Genomic DNA, 474 nt, shown 5'->3' with positions numbered 1-474 from the left:
ATTGCTGGCCGTGTCGTGATCGTGAATGTCGGCATAGGTCAGGGTGTTGGTGTCCAGCGTCAGGTCGCCGTTCATGGCAGCGATAACCGCGCCCTCCACGTGGGTGTTATCCTCCACGCGGATATCCACCTTCTCCTTGCCGATAATAGATGTCTGCTCATGCACCCACGCGGAAGAGCTCTGCCCCTTGCCCACGTTTGCAGAAACGCTGCCGGATGCACCGGCCCCCACCATCACATCGGCGGATACCCCAAACGACGAAGAACCGCCCCCGCTTTCATCCTGCCTGCTGGCAACGGTCAGGTCGCCGCCAACCTGCATGGTAACAGTGTTGCCCTGCACGGTGGCCCCGGCAACGGTGGTGTCGCGGCCCGACTTCGTGGTCAGGCCCTGTTCCGCCACCACAGCGGCATTGCGATGATAGGTAGATTCATAGTCACTGCCCGAGCCGCTGAGCGAGGCATAGGCATTTGC

General features: G+C 61.4%; 1 protein-coding gene. It reads right to left on the bottom strand.

The genetic code is table 11. The features are described 5' to 3' along the window. Positions 1-474 (bottom strand): hemagglutinin repeat-containing protein (locus HUV26_RS16625; RefSeq protein WP_174411269.1); only part of this gene is annotated, 474 nt, incomplete at both ends.

The sequence above is a fragment of the Desulfovibrio psychrotolerans genome, from assembly GCF_013340305.1.
GTDB lineage: Bacteria > Desulfobacterota > Desulfovibrionia > Desulfovibrionales > Desulfovibrionaceae > Halodesulfovibrio > Halodesulfovibrio psychrotolerans.
Note: the sequence above shows the minus strand (reverse complement) of the source record. Positions and strands in the feature narration are given on the sequence as shown.